The following is a 17,722-nucleotide window of genomic DNA, read 5'->3' on the forward strand; positions in this document are numbered from 1 at the left end:
CGATTGGGCATTTTCTCGCTTAAATCTATAGATTCAGCCCTTTTAGGCCAAGGTTTGACTAATCTTCCTCCAGAGATTGAGATTCAGCTATTTGCAAAGACTTGTCAAAAACCATACGTTGTTCAGCGTTCCTAAGGAAATAGCCGCTAACCATGGCTGAAGCCAAAAGGCGACCTAGATTCTCACGGCTAGTACTGATAGTTACGCCAAAGTCTTGGGAAGGCAAGTTTCCCAACATTCCCATAATATTGTTTTCCATCACCTGATAGACTTCCGAAGACGTTGGTCTAGACAGCTGGGTAATGGTTTCTGGACTCATTGATTGAACATACTGCCAAAGTAAATTATTGTCAGAATCTTTATCAAAGAATTCAGGAACATGATTGGGATTGGATGCGTTATTCACCGTTTTACCTCCTAGCGATGGCTAATTCCGGTTTTTCTACTAGAGTCGGCAGCCAATGATGATGTTTATCTGTTTAGCTCTACTGCTTCCTATTTGTAATTACTTTAACAGGCAAGTGACCATGGCAAAGTAGGTGGAACCGAACCATCTAGGATCTGATTTTCTCACCTATTGGTCATTAGTCATTGGTGATTGTAGCTAATGACTAATGACTAATGACTAATGACTAAACCGACTCAGAAAAAATTAACTAGCTGGGATATATTCCCGCATATCCCCTTGACGCTTACGAAGTTTAGCGATCGCTTCTCGTTCGATTTGTCGCACTCGTTCACGGCTGATGTTGAGGTGTTGACCAATTTTGGCTAATGTCATTGGTTCTTCCTCTGCCAAGCCATAACGAAGTCTCAACACCTGCCTCTGCTGCGGTGTCAAATCATCCATGAATTTCTCTAAGTCTAGCTGCATTAACGATTGAGTCACAAAGTCTTCTGGTCCAGGACCGGTGTCTTCGAGCAACTCAACCAATTCTGTATCTTTGTTATCCCCCACTCGCAACTCCAAAGATAGGGGTTGACGTGCTTGCTCGAAGTACTCCCGCAATTGATCAGGTGTGAGGTTCAACTCAATTGCCAATTCTGAGATAGTAGCTGTTCGTCCCAGCTTTTGGGAAAGTTGGCGCTGGGCTTTTTTGATTTTGTTTAACTTCTCGGTAATATGGATAGGAAGGCGAATCGTGCGCCCTTTTTCTGCGATCGCACGAGTAATTGCCTGCCTTATCCACCAGTAGGCGTAGGTAGAAAAACGATAGCCTTTGGTAGGGTCAAATTTTTCTACACCCCGCTGCAAGCCGATGGTTCCCTCTTGAATCAAGTCCAGCAACTCAAGATTACGCTTAATGTATTTCTTTGCCACTGCCACCACCAATCGCAAATTGGCTTCCACCATCTTGCGTTTAGCGGATTCACCAACAGCGATGCTAGACTTTAACTGAGAATCCGTTAGGCAAGATGCTGTTGCCCACTCAGAAAACGTAGGTTCACGACCCAGCTGTTGGACAAGGGACTCTTTGACTTCCTTTAAGGTTGTTAACTGCTTAACCTTTTTCCCGTAAAAAATTTCCTGCTCATGGGTCAGTAATGGTACACGACCGATTTCCTTTAAATAGGTACGAACTAAATCTGTAGAGTCCTGAGCGGTTTTCATTGGATTCGATGGCGTTATCAGTGAGATTTAAATTAAGAAAATTAAAGCAAACCATGCTGGTTTTCCAAACCAGATGATAAGCTTTGTGGGATTTGAGTTAAATTATTTTAATAAATTTAACATAACTTAACTAAATTCCCGAAGAGGGTGTAAGGTAAGATGACCCAAACAGTTTGGATTGCCAGACACGGAAACCGCCTTGACTTTGTTAACCCCGAATGGTTCAACATGGCAGAGCGACCCTATGATCCACCGCTTTCAGTAGATGGGGAACTGCAAGCAGCGCAACTGGGTCAACGCCTTGTAGGAAAAGGAATTAGGCATATATTCGCCTCACCGTTTTTACGAACTGTCCAAACGGCTAACCAAGTCGCAGAAATTCTGGATTTACCTATTAAGCTAGAGTTGGGTTTAAGTGAATGGCTCAATCCTGAGTGGATGGCAACTGAACCAGAAAGACTGCCTAATGAAGTATTGCACAAGCAGTTTCAGCGAATTGACACCAGTTATACTTCCTGTGTAATCCCTGAATATCCAGAAACAAGTGTTGCTTTACTCAAACGAACAGGTGAAACGGCACAACGTATCACCGCTCAATTTTCAGAAGATTTACTACTGGTTGGTCACGGACCATCAGTAGTTGGAACCACTCAGGGACTAGTGGGTGCCACACAAGACATTAAAGCATCCTTGTGCTGTTTAGTTAAACTAGTGCGCCAAGAAAAACAGTGGGTGATGGAACTTAATGGAGATACCTCTCACCTGAGTCAGACAGAAGATGTCATCCGGTTTAATTGAAGGGTATAAGCTTCAATAGTATACGAAGGTTTTTTTGTCAAAAGTCTACAGCCATAGTCTCCTTTGACTCATCATCTCACACTTCCTTTCGCCCAAGGGGCGACAGTGGCGCGAACGGGTAAGACCTAGAGCTAATCTGGCTGAGAAACGCGCTTTGACCCATAACCAATCACCAAAGACCAATAATACACTAACTGTTCGTAAATTTACAGGTTTCAAGATAGACAAACTAGCTAAGACACCGTAGTTTCCACGAGGGCTAGAAATTAAGACTGTGCAACAATTTAGGCATCTAGTGGTGGTGTAATATCTTACCATCACCTAAGGTTGGGCGGCGAGTGTTGCCCCTATTTTCTTGGTATGGGCATGAATCGACGCCTTGCAATGGTCAGTGGTCAATGGTCAGCTTGCTAGCATGTAATTAGCACTTAGCCCATAACTAAAAGCTAGTAGCTGCGTGCGCAACTGACAATGTCTTGATGCAGTCGCTCATGGGGGAAACCACGGCAGTCGCTCATGGGGGAAACCCCCAAGACCGCGCTGCCTCCCCAAGACCGCGCTGCATCGCTGGACAACTGACCTCAAATCCCCCGAATTGATTGGTGGGGATGGGCTGAAAATTATGGTACAGCGTTGAGTTGATGGCTGAATCTATGTCCAGTCTAGGCTAGACAGTTCCGCTCTTAGCTAATTTTATTGGTTATGTTACCTGAGCATGCACCCATGGAATCGAGCACTGGACATCAAAGAGTGGACTATTACCTCTTGAAAGTCCAAGCGGAAATGATTAACCAGATTGCCCAGGTTACAAGGAGGACGTTAGTCCTCAATGAATTGCTACCTACCATAGCTAATCAATTACGTCAAATCTTGCAAGTGAGTGGCTGTTTAATGTTTCCCACTCACGACCCTCCAGCTATGGCAACTCATCAAGTTAGCTTTCCCATTACCCAATCACTGCACAGTACAGCCGAGCCATGTCTGATCGAGGTATTTCGCCACCTATTTGAGACTTATCACTCCTGGCTAGCTCAGGGCAAACCGTTGATTATTCCTGAATCGGAGGGAAAACTCCCACCACAACTGAAGGAGTTAACCTATCCATGTGACATCCGTGCCATCATGATGGTGCCACTGCTGCATGGGCAGTCTTGTCTGGGTAGTATGACCTTGTATCAGTGCGATCACGAACGAGAATGGACAGTCCAAGAAATTGCCTTCATCCGAGGGATCGCCGATCATTTTGCCATTGCTCTAACCCACCAAGAACTTGAGCAAATCTATCAAAAACAAAGCCAAGAACTTAAACAAAAAGAGTCTGCACTAAAAGTAAGCGAGGCTAGAAACCGAGCCCTCTTAGAGGCTATACCAGATGTAATCTTTCGTGTCAATCGGGATGGCTTTTACTTGGATTGGAAAGCGGCCATTGAAAACCCTGTGCTGTTTCTCAACAATAACTGTATTGGGAAACATTTACATAACTGTTTACCCACTGAGGTAGCAGGATTAATTTGGGAGCATGTGGAAATAGCCCTAGAAAGTGATGAGATGCAAGTTATTGAGTCCCCAGTCAGACAAGATGGTAAACTCCGCTACTTTGAGGCTCGTATTGTTAAAAGTGGGTTAGATGAAGTGGCTGTTATTGTCCAGGATATCACTGAGCGTATTGAAGCACGACTCACCCTAGCACAAGTCAATGATGCTTTGGAAGTCAGAGTTCAACAACGTACTGCTGCTCTGAGGAAAGCGAACCAAGCACTCAAGGGGGAGATTATTGAGCGCCAGAAGGCAGAAGAGCAGTTGCGGCAGAGTGAAGAGCGGTTTCGTAATGTCGTAGAAATTAGTAGTAATTGGATGTGGGAGATGGATGAAAATGCTGTCTATACCTACGCTAGTCCCAAAGTCTGGGACTTACTCGGTTATGAACCATCAGAAGTAGTTGGCAAAACTCCCTTTGACTTAATGTCACAGGAAGAGGCAAAACGTGTGATGGAAATTTTGGCTTCCTTTACCGTTTTAAAACACCCCTTTAGTAACTTGGAAAATACTAGAATTCACAAAAATAGTCAGTCAGTGGTTCTGGAAACCAGTGGTGTACCAATTTTTGATCGTCTTGGCAAGTTTTGTGGTTATCGAGGGGTTGATAGAGATATCACTAAACGGAAACAAACAGAATTAGAAATTATCAATGCATTGGCTAAAGAAAAACAACTTGGGGAGCTAAAATCTCGGTTTATAACCATGACATCTCACGAATTTCGTACCCCTCTAACAACGATTTTTTCATCAGCAGAGTTACTGCAACATTACGGTAATAAATGGTCAGAATGTAAAAAAAATAATCACCTAAATCGCATTCAAAAAATGGTTCAACATATGACCAGACTTTTGAATGATTTATTGCTTATTGGCCAGGTAGAATCTGGGAAAATAGAGTTAAATTTAAACCCGATAGACTTAGCAAAATTTTGCACAGATTTAATTAATGAAATCAAGCTTTATTATCGAAATAATCACATAATAAATTTTATTTATAACTTAGAAAAATTGGGTAATAAATTAGGAAGTAATCATGAAAAAAATAATGCGGCTAGTTCCTTATCATCCACCCGACCGTATATGGATGAAAAATTGCTTAGGCAAATTTTGGAGAATTTGCTGAGTAATGCACTGAAGTATTCTCCCAATGGTAGCACGGTTGAGCTTCAACTCACTTGCTCTGCCAATCAGGCTATCTTTAAAATCAGCGATCAAGGTATTGGTATTCCTGAAGAAGACCAAGGACTACTATTTGAGACCTTTCATAGAGGTACAAATGTCGGGACAATTACTGGCACTGGCTTAGGATTGACAATTGTAAAAAAGTGTCTCGATATCTACCAAGGTCAAATTGAACTAGAAAGTGAGGTAACTGTCGGTACAACGTTTACTGTAACCCTGCCAATATATTACTTGTTATCAAATTAATGATGAGAAAAATATTAGTGATTGAAGATGAAGAGTTTGTCCGGGAAAACATTATAGAACTCCTGGATGCTGAAGGGTTTGATGTCATTGGAGCAGAAAATGGTCGTGTTGGTGTTAATTTAGCGAAAGGAACTATCCCAGATTTAATTATCTGTGATGTCATGATGCCGGAAATGGACGGTTACAGTGTCTTAACATCCCTGCGTCAAGACTCAATGATGGCAACAGTTCCTTTTATTTTTTTAACAGCAAAGGCTGCTAAAAATGATTTTCGTCAGGGTATGGAACTAGGGGCAGACGACTATATTACCAAACCCTTTACTAGAGCAGAACTTCTAGGGTCAATTTCTAGTAGACTCAAAAAAAAAGCTGCTGTTCATAAGCATTACAATACTGAACTTCAGGAAGCTAAAAATAAACTCAATTACTTGATCCACCATGACAGCTTGACCAACCTACCTAATCGGCTGTCCTTGCGAGAACGGTTTAAGCAAGTAAAACAACACATCGACGATAATCAAAAACTGGTTACATTTCTATGTTTGGGTTTAGATCGGTTTAATCAAGTTAACAATAATCTAGGTCATTTTTGGGGAGATTATTTACTAAAATTTGTTGCTCAACGCCTCGCTAATTGTGTTGAAAATCAGGATACAGTTGCTCGTTTAAATGGCGATCAATTTGCCGTTATTTTAGCCACAGATCAACACAAACAATATGTCATTAATGTTGTCCAAAGCATTCTTGACAGCCTTTCTCAAACTATCGTTCTGGATGATCAAGAAGTTTTTATCACCGCCAGTATTGGTATTGCCATTTATCCCCGTGATGGTGAAGACGTTGAACAATTACTTAATCATGCCAACCAGGGGATGCTTCAGGCAAAGCGTCAGGGGGGTGATCAATATCAGTTTTACACCAGTGCCTTGAATGTCAATTCTTCAAATCATCTTACCTTGCAGAGTAGCTTACGCTATGCTTTGGAACGGGAAGAATTCCAGGTTTACTATCAACCCCAAATCAGTCTCGAGACAGGAAAAATTGTTGGTGCTGAAGCTCTATTACGTTGGCATCATCCAGAACTCGGTTTAGTTCCCCCAGCAAAATTTATTCCGATCGCCGAAGAAACGGGTCTGATTATATCCATTGGAGAATGGGTATTACAGCAGGCTTGTCAGCAAGCTAAAGTCTGGCAAAATGATGGATTTACCTCTTTCCGTATAGCAGTAAATTTATCAGGTCGTCAATTTAATAAACCGGATTTTTACGATAATTTAGTAAAGATTTTGCAGTCAAATAAGTTAACCTATAAAACTCTAGAATTAGAACTAACTGAAAGTATACTAGTTAAAAACACTGAGACGGCTATTCGTCAGTTAAATGAGTTTAAAAACCTAGGCTTAGAAATTGCAATTGATGATTTTGGTACAGGATATTCTTCATTAAGCTATTTACAACAATTTCCCTTTGATGTTCTCAAAATTGATCAGTGCTTTGTCCGTAATATTGTTCATAAGCCTAACCAGGCGGCTATTACTAAGGCAATTATACAAATGGCAAAAAGTTTAAATCTACAACTGATTGCTGAAGGAGTAGAAACTCAAGAAGAATTGGCTTTTATTTATTCTCATAAATGTGATCGAGTTCAGGGTCATTTGATTAGTAGGGCTTTACCAGCGCCGGAATTTAAACGTTTACTCAATAGCGGTATTGGGTTCCCACTGCCTCAAGTCAATTAGATTAGTTTCACAAAGCGCAAAACAATGGTAAGAACAAAAATTCTGTTAATTGAAGATGAACCTTCAGTACGAGAAAATATACTGGAGTTACTGGAGGCTGAGGATTTTGAGGCGATTGCTGGTAGTAATGGTCGGATTGGTATCGAGTTAGCCCAGCATGAATGCCAGATTTGATTATTTGCGATGTCATGATGCCAGAACTTGATGGTTATCAGGTATTGCAGACCTTGCGCAAACATCCTGATACGGCAACTATTCCTTTTATGTTTCTCACAGCTAGAGCTGAAAAAACTGATCAGCGCCAAGGAATGGAATTAGGAGCAGATGATTATCTAACCAAGCCATTTACTAGAGTAGAACTACTAGGAGCAATTACTACTCGATTGGAAAAGCAAGCTGCCCTTGAGTTGCAAAAAGATAAAAAACTGGATGATTTGCGCAGCCATATTACACTGTATTTGCCCTATGAAATGGATAAACCCCTAAATCGAATTCTGGATATTTCTCAACTAATCATGGACAAATGGGAAAGTTTGGAACGATATCAAATTAAGACTATGGCAGAAGATATCCATCAGTCGGGTGAACGGTTATTAAGGTTAATTCAGAACTTTTTACTTTATGCAGATCTTGAAATAATCGCTACAGATTCCAAGAAAATAGAAAATATGCGAAAGACTACCAGTAAATTGCCTAATCCGGTTCTGGCTAATTTGATTCAGAATCTTGCTCAAAAGACAGGACGGGTTGCGGATTTGCAATTAGATTGGCAAGAGACTACCATTGCTATGTCGCAAAACCGACTTAATAAAATGTTGGAAGAGTTAATTAATAATGCCTTTAAATTCTCACAAGAGGGAACACCTGTTTGGGTAAATAGCTATTCAGAAAATAATAGGTTGATCTTGTCAGTCCACGACAAGGGACAAGGGATATCTGAAGCTGAAATGGCCGAATTGGAAGCGGACTTACGGTTTAAAGGTAACCTCTACGAACAACAAAGCTCAGGGTTGGGGCTAGTGATTGCTAAACGTCTAGTTGAGTTACACGGTGGTAAATTAACAATACATAGTACACTAGGAGAACAAACTACAGTGCAAGTAATGCTACCCCTAATCTCCAAAGGGCTACTCCCTTGACCAAGAACCATTTAGGATCTACCATTTACCATAGACTTTCTTTCCTTAAGTTGGTAGCTATCCTAGGAGAGAGAATAATATATTTTTAGGAGATGACTTGGGTAGGTTATATTTAAACCAAGAAGTGGAGGTATTTTGTTAGTTGGGTTGTAATCAACTTAACCGTTATGGCAGGACATAGTAAATGGGCAAATATTAAGCGTCAGAAAGCGAGGGTTGACGCAGTTAAAGGTAAGACCTTTGCTAAAATCTCTCGGGAGATTATAGTAGCTGCTCGCAATGGCATCCCGGATCCAGAGGGTAATTTTCAGCTTCGGCAAGCGGTGGAAAAGGCTAAGGCAGCAGGGATTCCTAATGACAACATTGAAAGAGCGATCGCAAAAGGAGCCGGTACCCTAGGCAATGAGAGTGACAATCTTGAAGAGATTCGCTATGAGGGGTATGGTCCAGGAGGCGTTGCTATCTTGATAGAAGCTTTTACTGATAATCGGAATCGGACAGCAGCTGACCTGCGCTCAGGATTTACTAAGAATGGTGGTAATCTGGGTGAAACAGGCTGTGTTAGCTGGATGTTTGAGCAAAAGGGTGTCGTTACGCTTACGGGTGATATCACAGAAGACCATTTGTTAGAAGCATCCCTTGAAGGGGGAGCTCAAACTTATGAGTTGAACGAGGATTCCGAAGGTGTAACGGCTGAGGTATTTACAGAAGTTAGCAACCTGGAAAACCTGAGTCAAATTTTGAAAAATCAGGGCTTTGAGGTCAGTGAGGCGCAGTTGCGCTGGATTCCTAGTAATACCGTGGAAGTGACTGACCCAGATCTGGCGCAGACGCTTTTGAAATTAATGGATGCTCTGGAAGACTTGGAGGATGTACAAAATGTTACCGCCAATTTCGAGATGTCCGATCAGCTGATGTCCCTCAGCATGATCTAGCAGATAGAATATTATAAACCACTATAGGTGATTTTAAATGTTTCGATCTGCCAAGACAAAGCAAAAGCGAACAGATGACCAAAAGGTCATAATGGCTAGATCCACAGGCATCGCTCCCCCCCGATTGCGCAAGAGGAGGGTTTTAGCTAAGTCCGGTGCTTTGTCCCAGGATGGAAACAAGCCAAAGCATCTCATCTTCAAGCAGTTCTTAAATAACCAGCCTCTCAAACTCACCTTCAAGAATGGGCAAGGGGCTTGTGCGATTCAAGTGGATCATTCTGTGGACTTGTCTGGTGCCCTCAACCAAATCGGTCTTCACGGCTCCCGTCCCGTTCTAGTGGTAGTCGGGGGGGCAAGCAAGATGAGTGATCAGAGTATGGCTCGTCTGCGCTTGTTGTTTATCAATGTACTAGCTCCCATTGCTGAAACCCTGGGAGCCTGTGTGGTGGATGGTGGTACTGATACTGGGGTGATGCAGATGATGGGGCAAGCTCGTGCTGAGATTGCTGGCACCTTTCCCTTAGTAGGTATTGCCCCAGTGGGCAAGATTGCGCTTCCTGATGCACCCCCCTCATCTTCTGATCAAACATCACTGGAGCCAAATCATACTCATTTTGTGCTGATTCCTGGATCTACCTGGGGTGATGAATCCCCCTGGTTGGCTCGTATAGCTACTACCCTGGCATACGAAAAGCCATCAGTCACAGTAATGGCTAACGGTGGGGCGATTACCTTGCTAGATTTATTTGAAAATAAGAAAGCTGGACGACCATTGGTAGTTCTTGGGGGCAGTGGTCGGTTAGCAGATGAAATTACTATGGCAGTACGGTATCCAGAACAAGAAGCACGAGAATCTGTTACGGAACTATTACAAGAAAATCACTTCCAACAAAATCAATTGACCTGTTTTGACCTCTCACAACCATTCAGTGAATTGACTAAAATCATCATTGAGGGACTGACTAGACAGTCAATGTACACATTAAAAAGTACATTGACTGCACATAGACTGTCATGACGTCAGAAGTTGAGCCTACATACTCCCCTGCGCCAAGCCCAACCCTCAAACGTGCTTGGGAACGTCAGCGTACCTATAGCAAAAATGCCACAGCGGCTCAGAAACGTTTCTTTCTGCTGCGGATAGGAATTCTGGTATTGAGTGTGTTGGCTACCTTGCTAGCTGTGATCCACTCAGAGTTGGTAGACGTCCTTGGTGAGTCACACCAGACGGTCAAAGTAATTCACTACGTTCTTCTACTAGTGCCAATTGCTCTAAGTGTACTACTAGCAGGTGCAGTTAAGTTCGACAAAGGTGGCAATTGGATTCTGTTACGGGGTAGTGCCGAGGCAATTAAAAGGGAAATTTACTGTTACCGTGCGCAAGTTGGGGAATACAGTGATAACACGTCCCGGGATGCTAAGCTGGCACGTAAGGTCAAGGTGATTAGTCAAAGGCTAAAGGGAACTACAGTTCACCACACTAGTTTTAGCCCCTACGAGGGGGAAGTTTCCCGTAGAAAACGCTCATCCTTAAGCAAAGACAAGAAAAGCAAGGACAAGAAACCTCAGGAAGCTCAACAGCATCATCAAGACGATAAGTTTTCTGACCTAACCCCCGAACACTACCTAGTCTGGCGAGTGGAAGACCAGTTTAAGTGGTACCGAAAGCGAACTAGGAAACTTGATATACAATTGCATGGCTACCAGTGGGGGGTATATATCTTGGGCGGTGTGGGTTCATTTCTGGTGGCGCTGGGTCAAGACACCTCGGTGGCGGTCACTACAGCCTTTGCTGCGGCATTTTCCAGTTTCCTGGAATTGAAACGGGTTGAGACAACGCTGATTGCCTACAACCAAGCAGCTGATGATTTGTACGATATAAGCACTTGGTGGCATGGTCTTTCAGATGAGGAAAAATCGGAGAAATTTGAGTTATTGGTGATCAGTACAGAGAAAACCATCCAAAGCGAAAATGTAGGCTGGGTGCAAGAGATGAATGATGCACTAGCAGAACTCTATGGTGAAACCGAGCAGTCGGAGGCTCAGGGAAAAAACCCGTCTCCGTCTAAGAAAATCGATACGAAATGATATCATAAATAATCTCATTTCTGTCCTTGACAGGCTGGCTTTATTGTGGTGACCATTTAGCCTATGGGCAGAGCACCAGAGGTGACACCTAAATCCTAACTATTCTTCAGCTGCTCCCCATTGGCTATATCCGTTACCCATCCGTTACCCATCCGTTGCCCCTATTTCCTTGTCAGCCATGCAAAGCGCGAGTGGGGGAAACCACGCCAGTTGCTCATGGGGGAGACCACGGCAGTCGCTCATGGTTTGTTCGCGTTCGCCTTTGGCGTGGCCTACGGCCAAGCGTGGCCTACGGCCAAGTTACCGTAAGACAGTTGAGCCTTGTCAGCCATGCAAAGCGCGAGTGGGGGAAACCACGGCAGTCGCTCATGGGGGGAACCCCCAAGACCGCGCTGCCTTCCCAAGACCGCGCAAATCACGCTAATCAATAAGTTTGAACCCTTTTCTGCATAGCCTACCAACCATAAAGGCTCAACGTAATCAGGTTTCGTCTCCGGGGGAAACCCCCTTTGGCGGCGCTGCCTCCCCAAGACCGCACTGCCTCCCCTGTTCCCTTGCTGCATCGCTCTCACAACTCTTCAAGCTTGCTCGATTTACGAAATCCAGGGTGTTACAAGTGTAGTGTTAAGTAGATCTCCTCACTTAGACCCCTGGACAAATGACTATATTTTTCGATGCCTTTATCTCCTACGGACGTGCTGACAGCAAAGGCTTTGCTACTAAACTTGAAGCTAGACTAACACAATTGGGCTTAACGGTCTGGTTTGACCAGAAAGACATTCCGCCTGCTGTAGATTGGCAGCATCAGATTGATAATGGCATTGAGAGAACTCATAACTTCATTTTTATCATTTCCCCCCATTCCGTTAATTCAAAATACTGCCTCAAAGAAATTGAACTGGCTATTAAATACAATAAACGCATTATTCCTTTAGTGCATGTTAAATCCCCTCGGGACAAAATTCCTACGATTATCCGTAAACTTAACTGGATTTATTTCCAAGATAAAATAAACAATTTTGAAGCATCCTTTAAACAATTAATGAATTCCATCCGTAAGCATGCTGATTATGTAGAACAGCATACTCTGTTTTTAGTTAAAGCTTTGGAGTGGGACAGAAATCAACAACAAACTAACCACCTGTTAATCCAATCAGAACGGATTCAAGCTGAATCTTGGTTAAAGGTACGGTTTAAAAAAGATCAGGCTCCTTGTTTACCAACGGATTTACAGTGTGAGTTTATTGGTGAAAGCACCAAAAATGCCAATAACTTAATGACCCAAGTCTTTATATCTTATGCTGATAAAGATAAAGATATCAAGGATAAAATTGGCAAAACCCTGATGCGGGAAGGAATCACAATCTGGAAACCTGAAACGGATATTAAAACCGGTATAGACTTCCAATCGGCAATCAACCAAGGAATTGAGGAAGCTGATAATCTCATTTACTTAATTTCACCCAATTCGAGTCAATCAAAATACTGTCAGCAAGAACTTGAACACGCCTTTGCTCACAATAAACGGATTATATCACTACTGATTGAAGACACGGATATCGACCAAATACCACCAAAAATTCGCTCGTTACAATTCCTAGATTTTACTAAGTATACTAATGAAGCAAACTATCGCTTCATGGCTGCTCAATTATTAAAAGAATTAAATCAAGATGCTCTCTATTACGAAGAGCATAAGCTTTTGTTAGTAAAAGCCCTAAAATGGCTGAGGCAAAACCGCAACTCTAGTATTTTATTGCGGGGTCACAATTTAAACTATTACGAAAACTGGCTGAAAGTAAATCGGCAACGTCTGGAACATCCACCCCTAGGATTACATGAAGAATTTCTTGCGGCTAGCAGGAATCAACAGCATGAATCTTATCTAGACGTTTTTATCTCTTATTCCCGTACTGATTCCGATTTGGCTAGAAAGTTAAATGAGGCATTGCAGTTACAGGGTAAAACGACTTGGTTTGACCAAGAAAGTATTCCTCCAGGGAGTGATTTTCAGCAGGAAATATATCGGGGAATTGAACAGTCTGATAATTTCTTATTTATTATTTCCCCTGCTTCGGTAAATTCACCCTATTGTGCTGGGGAGGTAGACTATGCTCAGACATTAAATAAACGGTTTGTGACTGTGCTTTCTACACAGGTACCAGCAAAAATGCTACATCCTGGATTAGCTAGCATCCAGTGGATTGATTTCAACCGGCATCGAGGAGATTTTTATCCCAATTTCAGTGAATTGGTCAGAACCCTTGATACTGACCGAGAGCATGTGCGCAGTCACACCAAATGGTTGCAGCGAGCTAGGGAATGGCAGCAGTCTCACCAAGATACGGATTTGCTGTTGCGTGGCAGCGAATTTTCTATTGCCCAACAATGGTTGCGTGATGCCGAGACCAATCATAAACAGCCGACTGCGACATCTTTACACAAGAACTATATTGCTAAAAGTCGGGATGCCATATCGATTTTGAGAAAACGGGAAAAGCGTCGATTAGTCATCTTACGGTTGTCCCTTAGTTTGATGAGTGCAGCATTTGCAGCAGCTGTTGGCTTTGGCTTGGTTGCTTTCATGCAATGGAAACGAGCAGAAACGGTGAGGGAAGGTCACATTAATGCTCTGAGTCGATACTCACTGGCTCTGAGAGAATCACATCAGGAATTTGATGCCCTGATCGAAGCAATCAGGGCTGCACAGCAACTGCAAAAACAGATACGCAGTGTAAAACCTGAAACTGAGGCTCTGGTTAGGACAGCATTGCACGGAGCAGTGTCTTGGGTCAGAGAATACAACCGTTTGGTAGGGCATGACAGTTGGGTTACTAGTGTTAGTTTTAGCCCTGACGGTCATCTGATTGCTTCTGCTAGTAAAGACCATACTGTCAAACTTTGGAGCCGCAACGGTAAGGCACTCGAAACCTTGGAGGGACATCAAGGTACCGTTTGGAATGTCAGTTTCAGCCCAGATGGCAAGACGATTGCTACAGCTAGTGAGGATAAGACGGTCAAACTGTGGAGCTTAGACGGGAAAACCCTCCAAACCTTTAAAGGACATGAGCGTGGAGTGCGGAGCGTGAGTTTCAGTCCCGATGGCAGGATGCTGGCTACGGCTAGTAACGATAATACTGTCAAGCTGTGGAGCCTCAATGGCAAGCAACTCCAAACGTTTGAGGGTATTGCCGCTGGATATCGCAGCATCAGCTTTAGTCCGGATGGCAAAATTCTGGCTTCTGCTGGAAGTAACAATACTATCAAGCTCTGGCAGCTCGATGGGACAAGTATTGCAACGTTCAAGGGGCATCAGGCTGAGGTTTATAGCGTCAGTTTCTCACCCCAAGGCAAGATGATTGCTTCTGCTAGTAGGGATAAGACTATCAAACTCTGGAGCCTTGATGGTCGGGAACTGAAGACTTTTCCAAAGAAATTAGCTGGAGTCAGAAGCGTCAGGTTCAGCCCGGATGGCAAAACCCTCGCCTCTGCTAGTCGGGATAAAACCGTTAAACTCTGGAACCTTGATGGCTCGGAACTCCAAACCTTCCGAGGGCATCAGGCTGGAGCTTATGACCTTAGCTTTAGTCCAGATGGCAAGACCCTGGCTAGTGCTAGTGAAGATAAAACGATTAAACTCTGGCGCTTAGATGCGAAAACACCTCGCACCTTCAAGGGTCATAACAGTAATGTCTGGAGTGTGAGTTTTAGCCCAGATGGCAAAACCTTGGCTAGTGCTAGTGAAGATAAAACTGCTAAGCTATGGCATTTAGATTATACCTGTGGCAAGGAAGGATTAGGGGAAATAAGGTCTAGTAAAACTATCAATATGCTGGATTTTTGTTTGACTCCAAACGTTCTAGAAAACCACAGGGATGCAGTGTTTAGTGTTAGTTTTAGCCCCGATGGCAAAACTATTGCTACGGGTAGCCGGGATAGTAGGGTTAGACTTTGGAGTAAGGATGGTAAAAAAATCCAAACACTCCAGGGGCATCAGGCTGGAGTCTTTAGCGTTAGTTTCAGCCCTGACAGTCAGACTATTGTATCTGGCAGTTCGGATAACGCTGTCAAGCTTTGGAGTTTTAAAGGAAGAGAACGCCAAAGGTTGAAAAAGCTTAGGGCTGCGGTTAGAAGTGTTAATTTTAGTCCCGATGGTCTGATGATTGCTGCTGGTAGTGATGATAATACTATTAAGCTTTGGCGTCGGGGAAACTTATGTAATGGTGAATTAAAATCAGCAAACTTAAAACCAGCAAACTTAAAACCAGCAGTTGGATTAGACCATAACACAAATTTTTTGCCTTTTTGCTTAACTCCTACCATCCTCAAAGGTCATGATGATGTGATCTCGAGTGTTAGTTTTAGTCCGGACAGTCAGATGCTTGTCTCTGGTAGTGAGGACGAAACGGTTAAACTTTGGAGTAGAGACGGTAAAGAAATCCGGACTCTCAAAAGGCATGAGGGTAAGGTGTTTAGCGTAAGTTTCAGCCCAGATGGCAAGATGATTGCTTCGGCTAGTGGTGACAAAACGGTTAAACTCTGGAATTTGAAGGGGCAAGAAATTGAAACTCTGATGGGACATAATGATGGGGTTTTTAGCCTCAGTTTCAGTCCCGATGGCAAAATCCTGGCTTCATCTGACTACAGTGGCAATGTGATTATGTGGGATATGGATATAAGTTTAGATTTCAATGACCTTCTCGGTCGGGCTTGTGATTGGGTAGGGGATTATCTAAAGCATAATTCTGCAATCGATGAAAGCGATCGCACTCTTTGTCATGGCATTAAACCCAAATCAAAATAGATTGGATTAAGGAAAGGCAATAGGCAATAGGCAATAGGCAATAGGCAATAGGCAATAGGCAATAGGCAATAGGCAATAGGCATGCTAGCAAAAGTTAATAAACTAAGAGATCAATTGGGTATAAAAAGGGAGAGACACTTGTGGAAAAAGCATACACAAAAGATTTTAATTCCTGGACACAACAAACAGCACAGTTGTTGCGAGAAGGTCGTTGGCAAGAGATTGACTTAGAAAATCTGATTGAGGAGGTTGAAGACTTGGGCAAGAGTGAAAGGCGGGGAATTACTAGCCAATTGATTCGCCTGCTGTTACATTTGCTCAAGTGGCAATACCAGCATCAGCGTCGCTCCGATAGCTGGCTGGATTCGATTACTGATGCTCGGACTCAGATTGAGCTAGCTATTGAAGATAGTCCCAGTCTCAGGAGCTATCCAGCCCAGCAGCTGGAACAAAGCTATCAGCGGGCTCGCCGTAAGGCAGCCCAGCAAACAGGAATGCCTGTTTCGGTTTTTCCAGAGGCTTGCCCCTATTCTATTGAATTAACCTTAGATCAGGATTGGTTACCAGAACCTGAAAATTAAAGTATATTTTATGCTAAAATAGCGAATATTAAATTAATTGATATTGGGGTAAATAAACCCACAAATTGTACTGAAAAAATCAAGGCACTAGAGGCACGGGTTGATCAATTGGAAAAGAATAACCCCTCAGAAAATTAAGCTGTGTTTTTAAAGTTAAGTTATCATGACCCTGATCAAAACTAAGCGCTTTAGCCTAGCTGACTATCATCGCTTGATTGATAATGGTTTTCTAACAGAAGATGACCGGGTGGAGTTGATTCGGGGAGAGTTAATACAAATGGTGGCGAAGGGTACGTCCCACTCGGTTTGCAACACTAAGTTATGGCGAGAGTTGGACAGACTAGTAGGCGACCGTGGGGTGGTACGGGGACAGGAACCAATCATCCTATCGAACGACAGTGAACCGGAACCGGATGTTGCGATCGCATGGGGTCAGGCGGATGACTACTTGTCAAATCACCCTTATCCAAAGGATATATTGCTGGTGATTGAGGTGTCAGATTCAACCCTGGAGTATGACCAGACTGTAAAGCTATCCTTATATTCAGAAAACCAAATTCAGGATTACTGGATTGTTAACCTGGTGGCTGGTCAACTAGAGTGCTATACTCAGCCCTATCAAGATACTCAAAGAAATTTCGGCTATCGTGTCAAACGGGTGGTGTTGCCTAATGAAACGGTTACTATTCCTGCTCTTGGCGATCTTTACCTAGAGTTAAGTGGTGTGTTTCCAGGTTGATCAAAATTGAATAAGTTGATGGGTTGATCTAAAAGCGTCACAATGAAAAAGAGGAAAAACTTAGTTGACATTTTACGCTACAACACGCTATTATGTTTAGGTGATCAAGGTAACTCAACGGCGCAAGTACATTAAAACCCTTTGAAGCCGCTGAGTAGCGTCGGCGTTAAGGTCAAGACTTTAGCTAGATGGTAAAAGCCAGGAATTATCCAAGGGATTAAAACACCATCTCGACAACGGAGACAAGAATTATCCTGAATTATGCTCAGAGCCTTCAAAACCAAGTTAAAACTGAATAACAAACAGAAAACTTTGATGGC

At 43.0% G+C, this 17,722-nt stretch carries 15 protein-coding genes; 12 read left to right on the forward strand and 3 right to left on the reverse strand.

Translation table 11 applies throughout. From position 1 onward, the window contains the following. Positions 1–58: 58 nt before the first annotated feature. On the reverse strand, positions 59–406 hold the full coding sequence (locus F6J99_RS25805; protein WP_075903685.1) for a DUF760 domain-containing protein: 348 nt from the start codon (positions 404–406) through the stop codon (positions 59–61). Between the two features lie 246 nt (positions 407–652). After that, a complete protein-coding gene (locus tag F6J99_RS25810; RefSeq protein WP_070395254.1) occupies positions 653–1,612 on the reverse strand; it encodes an RNA polymerase sigma factor, RpoD/SigA family in 960 nt (319 codons plus the stop codon). A gap of 159 nt (positions 1,613–1,771) precedes the next feature. Here F6J99_RS25810 and F6J99_RS25815 point away from each other — a divergent pair, with 159 nt between their 5' ends. From F6J99_RS25815 to F6J99_RS25865, 12 genes are all read left to right on the forward strand, one after another. Beyond that, complete coding sequence (locus F6J99_RS25815) at positions 1,772–2,410, forward strand: histidine phosphatase family protein (protein WP_070395255.1); 639 nt, start codon at positions 1,772–1,774, stop codon at positions 2,408–2,410. A gap of 723 nt (positions 2,411–3,133) precedes the next feature. Then, on the forward strand, positions 3,134–5,377 hold the full coding sequence (locus F6J99_RS25820; RefSeq protein WP_293116586.1) for an ATP-binding protein: 2,244 nt from the start codon (positions 3,134–3,136) through the stop codon (positions 5,375–5,377). After that, positions 5,377–7,116, forward strand: coding sequence for an EAL domain-containing protein (locus F6J99_RS25825; RefSeq protein WP_365974176.1), 1,740 nt, complete (start codon positions 5,377–5,379; stop codon positions 7,114–7,116). The genes F6J99_RS25820 and F6J99_RS25825 overlap by 1 nt, the downstream gene beginning before the upstream one ends. A gap of 24 nt (positions 7,117–7,140) precedes the next feature. Continuing rightward, positions 7,141–7,290: a hypothetical protein gene (locus tag F6J99_RS45705; protein WP_365974178.1), complete on the forward strand. Its 150-nt coding sequence runs from the start codon at positions 7,141–7,143 to the stop codon at positions 7,288–7,290. Then, positions 7,278–8,255, forward strand: a complete 978-nt coding sequence (locus tag F6J99_RS25830) for an ATP-binding protein (RefSeq protein ID WP_365974180.1) — start codon at positions 7,278–7,280, stop codon at positions 8,253–8,255. The genes F6J99_RS45705 and F6J99_RS25830 overlap by 13 nt, the downstream gene beginning before the upstream one ends. Before the next feature lie 167 nt (positions 8,256–8,422). Further along, positions 8,423–9,190 carry a YebC/PmpR family DNA-binding transcriptional regulator gene (locus F6J99_RS25835; RefSeq protein WP_293116588.1) on the forward strand — a complete coding sequence of 256 codons (768 nt, stop codon included), beginning with the start codon at positions 8,423–8,425 and terminating at the stop codon, positions 9,188–9,190. Positions 9,191–9,227: 37 nt separating this feature from the next. Then, positions 9,228–10,208 (forward strand): hypothetical protein, encoded by a 981-nt coding sequence (locus tag F6J99_RS25840; protein ID WP_293116590.1) that lies wholly within the window; start codon positions 9,228–9,230, stop codon positions 10,206–10,208. Then, positions 10,205–11,278, forward strand: a complete 1,074-nt coding sequence (locus tag F6J99_RS25845) for a DUF4231 domain-containing protein (protein ID WP_293116592.1) — start codon at positions 10,205–10,207, stop codon at positions 11,276–11,278. The genes F6J99_RS25840 and F6J99_RS25845 overlap by 4 nt, the downstream gene beginning before the upstream one ends. A 191-nt stretch (positions 11,279–11,469) precedes the next feature. Continuing rightward, positions 11,470–11,709 (forward strand): hypothetical protein, encoded by a 240-nt coding sequence (locus tag F6J99_RS25850; RefSeq protein ID WP_293116594.1) that lies wholly within the window; start codon positions 11,470–11,472, stop codon positions 11,707–11,709. Positions 11,710–11,936: 227 nt separating this feature from the next. Then, the gene (locus F6J99_RS25855) at positions 11,937–16,082 is read left to right on the forward strand and encodes a TIR domain-containing protein (RefSeq protein WP_293116596.1); all 4,146 of its coding nucleotides are present in this window, start codon (positions 11,937–11,939) and stop codon (positions 16,080–16,082) included. A 140-nt stretch (positions 16,083–16,222) separates the two neighbouring features. Continuing rightward, entirely contained in the window at positions 16,223–16,663 is a 441-nt protein-coding gene (locus F6J99_RS25860) for a DUF29 domain-containing protein (RefSeq protein WP_293116598.1), read from the forward strand. Positions 16,664–16,826: 163 nt separating this feature from the next. Continuing rightward, positions 16,827–17,402: a Uma2 family endonuclease gene (locus F6J99_RS25865; RefSeq protein WP_293116600.1), complete on the forward strand. Its 576-nt coding sequence runs from the start codon at positions 16,827–16,829 to the stop codon at positions 17,400–17,402. A gap of 131 nt (positions 17,403–17,533) precedes the next feature. Here the strand turns inward: F6J99_RS25865 and F6J99_RS25870 are convergent. Beyond that, positions 17,534–17,722, reverse strand: a 189-nt coding sequence (locus tag F6J99_RS25870; protein ID WP_293116602.1) for a hypothetical protein, incomplete at its 5' end; no start/stop codon positions are given.

It is taken from the genome of Moorena sp. SIO4G3 (assembly GCF_010692305.1).
In the GTDB taxonomy this organism is placed as follows: Bacteria; Cyanobacteriota; Cyanobacteriia; order Cyanobacteriales; family Coleofasciculaceae; genus Moorena; species Moorena producens_A.

Coding starts and splice junctions, on each gene's coding strand:
- F6J99_RS25810 (WP_070395254.1), bottom strand. CDS start 1,612: ATGAAAACCGCTCAGGACTCTACAGATTTAGTTCGTACCTATTTAAAG.
- F6J99_RS25815 (WP_070395255.1), top strand. CDS start 1,772: ATGACCCAAACAGTTTGGATTGCCAGACACGGAAACCGCCTTGACTTT.
- F6J99_RS25820 (WP_293116586.1), top strand. CDS start 3,134: ATGGAATCGAGCACTGGACATCAAAGAGTGGACTATTACCTCTTGAAA.
- F6J99_RS25825 (WP_365974176.1), top strand. CDS start 5,377: ATGATGAGAAAAATATTAGTGATTGAAGATGAAGAGTTTGTCCGGGAA.
- F6J99_RS45705 (WP_365974178.1), top strand. CDS start 7,141: ATGGTAAGAACAAAAATTCTGTTAATTGAAGATGAACCTTCAGTACGA.
- F6J99_RS25830 (WP_365974180.1), top strand. CDS start 7,278: ATGCCAGATTTGATTATTTGCGATGTCATGATGCCAGAACTTGATGGT.
- F6J99_RS25835 (WP_293116588.1), top strand. CDS start 8,423: ATGGCAGGACATAGTAAATGGGCAAATATTAAGCGTCAGAAAGCGAGG.
- F6J99_RS25840 (WP_293116590.1), top strand. CDS start 9,228: ATGTTTCGATCTGCCAAGACAAAGCAAAAGCGAACAGATGACCAAAAG.
- F6J99_RS25845 (WP_293116592.1), top strand. CDS start 10,205: ATGACGTCAGAAGTTGAGCCTACATACTCCCCTGCGCCAAGCCCAACC.
- F6J99_RS25855 (WP_293116596.1), top strand. CDS start 11,937: ATGACTATATTTTTCGATGCCTTTATCTCCTACGGACGTGCTGACAGC.
- F6J99_RS25865 (WP_293116600.1), top strand. CDS start 16,827: ATGACCCTGATCAAAACTAAGCGCTTTAGCCTAGCTGACTATCATCGC.